Raw genomic sequence first — 5,049 nt, forward strand, 5'->3', positions numbered from 1 at the left:
GCGTAGAGCAGCTCCATGGCCTTGCGCTCGACCGTGCGGTCGGAGGTCAGGAACAGGTTGCGCGCCAGCTGCTGGGTGATGGTCGAGGCGCCCTGGGTCGCGCGCCCTTCGTTCACCCCGGCGATGATCGCCCGGCCGATGCCGATCGGATCGAAGCCGGTGTGCTCGTAAAACCGCCGGTCCTCGATGGCGATGAAGGCGGCCGGGACATAGGGCGGCAGCTTGGCGAGGTCGACGGGCGGGCCGTAACGGCCGCCGCGCACGCCCAGCACCGCGCCGGTCCGGTCGACATAGCTGACCTGAGGATCGCGCCGGATCTCCGGCAGGCGCGGCAGTTCCGGGGCGCCCGCGAGCAAGGACGCGGCGGCGGCGAACACGATCACCAGGCAAGCTCCAGCGCGACGGGCGTTCCAGCGCCCGTCCGTCAGGTTCCTTCTGTCGCCTCAACGACCGCCGGCAAACATAATTCGCGGTAATATGCGGCATTAGGTAGCAAACACACCTCACATACGATGAGGAACGCCATTGATAATGGCGGTGTTTATCCTGATGTCGCTCCTAAAGAGGAGCGGCCCCGATGGGGTTAGGAGTTCTGGCGGCGGCGCTCATCGGGCTAAGTCATCTTGGTCAGGGATGGAATGATCATCACCCTGAGCTGACTCTTCGGAACTTCGCCGTTCTCAGGCAGGTCGGTGTGATCTGTCTTGCTGACCATGATTGCGCCAGCAGAGCACCGCCACTCCTCCGATCCAGGGCTCCGGTAGTGGACGCAGTAGGCGGCGGAGATCACCCTTGGCCTGGGTGGTACTGTGAACCCGGAAAACATGGTTGCGACCCTCGCCTCAACCTCAGGATCGGTCTCAGCATCACTCGCCAGGGCTGTGTGGTCGGTTTGCCCGCCAATCAGCGTGATGCCGCTATACCCCGGCACCTCAGCCAGCACCTGGCCGTACTCGATCACGCCGTCGCGCGCCGACTGGCCGATACACATGCCCCGCGCCACGAAGATTTTCGCCGCGAAGTGGACATCAAACGCCGGTTGAGCGCCGATGTTTTTAAGTTCGACGTCGACCTTGATACGGGGCTTGCCATTGGTGACGGACAGGTCCGATACGCCGGTCGCCTGGATGGTGACCCAGGTTCGGTTATCCGCCTCGAAGGCCCGGAGCGCGGCGTCAGTGCTCTCCCGCGCCGCGCCGGCGCTCTTCCTGGCTTCGAGCCAAGCCCCTCGCGCGTAGAGAATGGTGGCCCCAAGCCCAAGGATGCCAATGAGGTTGAGCCAGAGTTGCTGTCCTGTGTAGTCGGCGCTCGCCTCGGTAGCTGCGACACCCCGAAGGTTGGCGACCAAACTCTGGCAATCGCTGTCGGTGGCGCCCTTGCACCGCTCTTGAGCGGCTTGGTGGGTTATCTCGCGGCGCGTCGTGACGGTCTCTATGGACGTCCAAATGAGGCCAATGAGCGCGGTGATCGCCATCACCGCGACGGCTGCTAGGAAATGTCGTCCAGCCGAAGTGTCGTCGCCCCTATAGCCACCAGACATTGAATCAAGAAAGCCCCGGTGAATCCGCCCCGGCTGATCTTGTTCGCAATGTTCCGCTCTGTCTCTGGGATTCCGATTGCAGTCAGCTTTTCCGCCAACTCCCGGTAGCTGACGCCGCGCTTCTTCAGCTCAGCTTTCAGGAGGTTCTTGGTCCGGGCCGTCCAGTCGATTTCGGCCATGGCGAGGCCTCCCGTTTCAGAGTTCAATATCATTATATTCGATATTTTTACCGCTGAAACTGATATGAATCAAGCCAACAAACACATCCTATCTAATGATGTTCTTCGGGAGATTCGGGGGGAAACCCATCGGGAAGGATGCATTTTCCCTGACGCCTTGGGGAACAAGGCATGAGAAGCACCAAGCGTTGCCGCGGACCAACAAGTCCGGCCATCATCGGAGTATGTCGATCCCAGAGCGCCTCCTCAAACTTTGGCAACTGATCAGGCGTCACCCGTTCGTTGCGGCGGTGTTCACCATTACAGGACTCGTTTCAGCGTGGGATACATTCTGCGGCAACGTTGAGCAGGTCACTGGCCATGAGCTCCCGAGCCTCAAAGAGTTGCTCGGGCCGTCCATCGTGACAGGTTCGCACCTGCTTCCCGGGTGGGGTTGGCTAATGATCCTCCAAGCCATTCTCACGCTTGGCGTTCTGCTGGCCGTTCGCGACGTTCTGAAGACTAGTCGTGTGATTGCCAGCCCCGGCCCGCCGACGTTACCTGCGCTCGTGCCGGTCCCAATGGGCTCTAGGCCGCCATTGCCCGCTGAGCCGCAACACGCCGACAATGCCGCACCGGCCGATCTGAGCGCGTGGGGCCACGCCGATCCCCTTACACTTCGGCAAGCGGCGGCCCTTTGGGCGAAACAAGACCCTGCGGCGCTCGCGACCAAGCCTTTGCGCGGAACGCCAGCCGCATGGCTGCAGGCCCTGGTGCAGGCCGCCGAGACCGGGGGACTCAGCGTCACAGCCAATACCGATCCGGGACGCCCTTTGATTGGCTCGCCAATAGACCATGCATGGGCCAGACGTTCAGAGTTGGCGCGGTTTGCCGTCGCGCGGGGCGAGGCGCCGCCCTTCCTAGCCGCCCATCTTGTGGAAGCGGTTGCCGCCGCCGAGCCCGATTTCGAGCCCGCACCGGAGGACCCGCCGGAGCCGACGCTTTGGCTGGAATCCGCCAAATTCAGCTACGATGCCTTTTCGAGCGGTGATCTGGACAAGTGTTCGCTGACACTGGACGTGCAGAACAAGACCTACGGCGACCTTGGGGGCGTCACCGTATCTGTCTCTGAGATGGCCACCAAAGGCGGTGAACGTATCGTTCCCGTCGGAACGAATGTCTTGGTGGCGAGCAAGCCCCTGCGACGGCGCGACACCCTCCGAATCCGAATGTTGTCGCGGGATGCGGGGAAGCGCGGACCCTGGCTTCTTCATCTGACAGGGGGCCTTCGGCAGCAACTTGCCTTGGATGAGGGAACTAGCTTCCAAATCTCCATGACGGCCGAGAGCGGACTCATGACGCGGGCGGTCTTGAAGGTCGCGCTTCGGAACGGCAAGACCTCTCAGTGCAAGATCACAGCTCAGGCCATTCTGCCCCAATAGCCACCATCACCTGAGCCAAGAACGTGGTCGTGCAGCCTGCGCGACTGATCTTGTTCGCTATGTTCCGCTCGGTCTCGGGCAACACCCAGTGAGCAAGATGTCCGCCAACTCCCGGTGGCTGACGCCCCCCTTTTTAGCTCGGGCCCCGATCCGCGCCGGAACCCGCCATCGGTTGCGCCTCGCGCCGTGACTGCGACGCTTTGACACCTTTGGGTAAGGGCTGCGTGCTTAACTACGTCGACTTGGAGAGACGCGTGCGGAATTTCGTTCTCGATAACGCCAGCGAACTGGAACGACGGTCGATTTCCCGCGCCGGCGATCGTCGCGCCAGTCCGCGCGAGAGCGTCAGCCTGCCGGCCTTCCTCCTGCTGGCCGGCGACGAACTGGTCTCCTGCACCATCGTCGACCGCTCCCTCGAGGGCTTCCGCATCGATCTCGGCGAGGCCGTGACGACCGTTCCCGACCGCTTCCTGATGGTCGACCTCCTGGGCGGCATCGGCCACGAGGCGCAGGTCGCCTGGCGAGGAGGTTCGTTCGTCGGCGCCCGCTCTCTGCGCCGCCACGACCTGCACGAGCCCCAGGTGGGCGTCGCCGCCGAACTGAAGAAGGCCTGGGCGCGCGCCCTGACCTAGCGCCGGTTCACGCCGCCTCCGTATGGCTCTCGCTCAGGGCCGCAGTCACCTGGGCGCTCTCGATCGCCAGGGCGGAACCGACCTCCGGCGCGAGCGACCGGCCGCGCGCGATCTCGCGCCGGACGAAGCGGCAGAAGCGGTCGGCCTCGACATAAAAATGCACATTGGACTGCGGATGGTCAGCCCAATAGTCGGAGGCCACGGCCCGCAGGTCGGGACCGAGCGCCTTGCAAAGCCGTGGCGTGTTCAGCGCCAGCGGCGCCAGGCGGTTGGCCCGGTAGACCATGCAGGAGCAGGCCATGCCCGGATGGCGCACGATCCCCTGCAGCCGGCCCGCCTCCCGGTCGGTGAGCTGGTAGCGGCGAATCAGCAGCGAGGTATCGATCTTCACCGCCATGCACAGGTCCGGCGAGGCGGTGAGGTCGGCCAGAGCCTGCTGGAAGTCAGCCAGCATGGGCCAGCCTCCGGCGCGGCGCCCAGGTCTCGGCGAGCACGTGCATCCGCTCCAGCTCCGGGATCAGGCCGTCGGCGAGGTCCTCGTAATAGGTCTCCTGGAACTCGTAGGTAATGGCCCGCAGATTGGGGAAGCCCGCCACGTGGGCGAAGGCGGTCTCCCAGACCGGCTCCGGCGTCAGGCTGGAATGGCTGTCCATGTAGAAGCCGGCGAACTCGTCGCCGCCGCCCAGGTGAATCTCGATCACCGCGGCCGGGTCCAGCTGGGCGATATAGGCCTCAGGGGTCTCGCCGCCGTTGCGCCAGTTCACATAGAGGTTGTGCAGGTCCAGCAGGGTCTCGCAGCGACCCTCGGCGTGCAGCCGGTTGAGGAACTGCGGCTCGGTCATGTCGGGGTCTGGGACCGGCGTGAAGAAGGCGCCGTTCTCCAGCGCGATGGGACAGGCCAGGGCCTCGCGTAGCCGCGCGGCCTTGCCGGCCACGATCCCATAGACCTCGTCGTCATAGGCGATGGGCAGGCCGAGGCCCGCCTGGGCGTTGGGCACGGCGCCCTTGGGGGTGATGAAGACGCTGAGGTGCTCGCTGAACCAGGAAAACCCGATGTCGGCGGCGAGTTCGGCCACCGCGTCGACGAAGGCCTCATCCAGCGGCATGGCGCTGGGCAGCGACAGGCCGATGCCATGCCCGGCCGTCAGCCGGCCTTCGGCGCAGCGCCGCAGCTCGTCGATGGCGCCCAGGGTGCGGTGGAAGCGGCGTCCCTGCGCGCTCGGGCCGAAATCGTACCAGAGCCGGTCCGGCATCACGCCCAGATACTCCACCAGGTC

At 64.6% G+C, this 5,049-nt stretch carries 8 protein-coding genes; 2 read left to right on the forward strand and 6 right to left on the reverse strand.

Annotation, left to right across the window (positions count from 1 at the left end; genetic code table 11):
• The 3 genes from V6M52_RS15055 to V6M52_RS15065 form a co-directional block, all read right to left on the reverse strand.
• Positions 1-383, reverse strand: a 383-nt coding sequence (locus tag V6M52_RS15055; RefSeq protein WP_332701607.1) for a biosynthetic peptidoglycan transglycosylase, incomplete at its 3' end; no start/stop codon positions are given.
• A gap of 230 nt (positions 384-613) precedes the next feature.
• Positions 614-1,477, reverse strand: a complete 864-nt coding sequence (locus V6M52_RS15060; RefSeq protein ID WP_332701608.1) for a hypothetical protein — start codon at positions 1,475-1,477, stop codon at positions 614-616.
• Between the two features lie 11 nt (positions 1,478-1,488).
• Positions 1,489-1,719, reverse strand: coding sequence for a DUF6471 domain-containing protein (locus V6M52_RS15065; protein ID WP_332701609.1), 231 nt, complete (start codon positions 1,717-1,719; stop codon positions 1,489-1,491).
• A gap of 440 nt (positions 1,720-2,159) precedes the next feature.
• On the opposite strand from V6M52_RS15065, the gene V6M52_RS15070 reads away from it, so the two are divergent.
• Complete coding sequence (locus V6M52_RS15070; RefSeq protein ID WP_332701610.1) at positions 2,160-3,140, forward strand: hypothetical protein; 981 nt, start codon at positions 2,160-2,162, stop codon at positions 3,138-3,140.
• On the opposite strand, the gene V6M52_RS20010 is transcribed toward V6M52_RS15070, so the two are convergent.
• Positions 3,112-3,225 carry a DUF6471 domain-containing protein gene (locus V6M52_RS20010; protein WP_442881869.1) on the reverse strand — a complete coding sequence of 38 codons (114 nt, stop codon included), beginning with the start codon at positions 3,223-3,225 and terminating at the stop codon, positions 3,112-3,114. The two genes, V6M52_RS15070 and V6M52_RS20010, sit on opposite strands and share 29 nt — an antisense overlap.
• A 169-nt stretch (positions 3,226-3,394) precedes the next feature.
• On the opposite strand from V6M52_RS20010, the gene V6M52_RS15075 reads away from it, so the two are divergent.
• Complete coding sequence (locus tag V6M52_RS15075; RefSeq protein ID WP_332701611.1) at positions 3,395-3,772, forward strand: hypothetical protein; 378 nt, start codon at positions 3,395-3,397, stop codon at positions 3,770-3,772.
• A 7-nt stretch (positions 3,773-3,779) separates the two neighbouring features.
• Here the strand turns inward: V6M52_RS15075 and V6M52_RS15080 are convergent, their stop codons facing one another.
• Both V6M52_RS15080 and V6M52_RS15085 read right to left on the reverse strand, forming a co-directional pair.
• Positions 3,780-4,226, reverse strand: a complete 447-nt coding sequence (locus V6M52_RS15080; RefSeq protein WP_332701612.1) for a hypothetical protein — start codon at positions 4,224-4,226, stop codon at positions 3,780-3,782.
• On the reverse strand, positions 4,216-5,049 hold an 834-nt coding region (locus tag V6M52_RS15085), incomplete at its 5' end, for a DUF692 domain-containing protein (RefSeq protein ID WP_332701613.1). The genes V6M52_RS15080 and V6M52_RS15085, both read right to left, overlap by 11 nt.

The sequence above is a fragment of the Devosia sp. genome (assembly GCF_036676215.1).
Taxonomy (GTDB): Bacteria; Pseudomonadota; Alphaproteobacteria; order Rhizobiales; family Devosiaceae; genus Devosia.

What these genes read in the sequence shown, in the direction of transcription:
- V6M52_RS15065 (WP_332701609.1), bottom strand. Translation starts at nt 1,719, where the DNA reads ATGGCCGAAATCGACTGGACGGCCCGGACCAAGAACCTCCTGAAAGCT.
- V6M52_RS15070 (WP_332701610.1), top strand. Translation starts at nt 2,160, where the DNA reads ATGATCCTCCAAGCCATTCTCACGCTTGGCGTTCTGCTGGCCGTTCGC.
- V6M52_RS15080 (WP_332701612.1), bottom strand. Translation starts at nt 4,226, where the DNA reads ATGCTGGCTGACTTCCAGCAGGCTCTGGCCGACCTCACCGCCTCGCCG.